Source organism: Alcanivorax sp. HI0083 (genome assembly GCF_001635175.1).
Window position 1 is genome coordinate 1 of the sequence record NZ_LWFX01001649.1, and the last position, 1,139, is coordinate 1,139.

2 protein-coding genes are annotated in these 1,139 nt (G+C 44.6%); both read right to left on the bottom strand.

The genetic code is table 11. The features are described 5' to 3' along the window. Positions 1–555 (bottom strand): radical SAM protein (locus A3754_RS24235; RefSeq protein ID WP_156497201.1); only part of this gene is annotated, 555 nt, incomplete at its 3' end. Next, a partial coding sequence (locus tag A3754_RS28250) for a hypothetical protein (protein WP_197468838.1) occupies positions 533–1,139 on the bottom strand: 607 nt, incomplete at its 5' end. The genes A3754_RS24235 and A3754_RS28250, both read right to left, overlap by 23 nt.

Sequence of the window (1,139 nt, forward strand, 5' to 3'; positions counted from 1 at the left end):
CTTTGAGTCAGGGTAAGCTTTCTTTTTGAGTGAAGAAAGATCGGTAAGAACCTTCAGGATATGCTCACAAGAACCTTCAGTACCTCGTATATAGTCGTGTACTACTGGCAAGTGGCTGTCAAGTGAAAAAAACAGTTGGTCTGGCCCCTCTAGCAAGAGACGATGATAGTGGGACTCTTCCACCAGTGAACCATTAGTAAAAGCGGCCGTGTTCAACCCGAGTTCCCGGCATAGTGCAGTCAGTGAGAAAAACTCCTCCTCTTTCAGCATTAACTCTCCACCACAAAGGACAACACCACCCGAAGGGTTTAGCCTTTGAAACTGACGCACCACATCAAGCTTTTCAGGTAATGTCAGGCCATTAGGGCTGTCTTGGTTCATCCACATATGGCAGTGCTTGCAGTGGAGATTGCATTCAGAAGTCACTAGCAAAAACAGGTAGTCGGGAGGACTCAGTGCCTGAATGTGATCAGCTGCGTCACTCTCGACGGTTTCATTAATGCTTTGAATCTTAATACGCTCCATAGTGGCATTAGTCTTTTCTATGGCAGGCATACATTCCACAATGTTTCCTGCACTGATTCATTAACCCTCTGGCTCTTTCCGCCTGTACCGAGAACCAGAACCTTTCAACACTAATATCCCTTACTGTCCCTATCTTCCCTACACCTTCAACAGCATCCATATTAGCGCAGAGTGAATATCGACCATCATGATCAACAAAAATGTTCTTCTCTGCAGATCCACAAACTTGATCGCTAGTTTCGTAATCGGGCCCCTTCAGTATATACTCCTTCATCCATTCATATTCGCCGAGGTTAACCAGAAAACCATCGTCAGAAAACCCCGAAATCACTTCGTCAAGAACTCTCGAAGCGAGTTCCCTATCCTTAAAAAAACTCTTGTCAAAAAAGGGGTCAGCACCTGAGGGTGACTTGTTCATCACGGTCCTTGAAAGAACCTGAACTGACGCACCGTCTACCCCTAAGGATTTTATAAATGCCAACATATTTTCCAGCGTATAAATATTCTCCTCGAAGAGAACCGTGCTGGTAAATATTTTGAAGTTAGATGAGCCAGATTCTTTCTTTTTTTCAACCAAACCTTTGATTACCCTGACCACCTTATTCCAAGCGCCT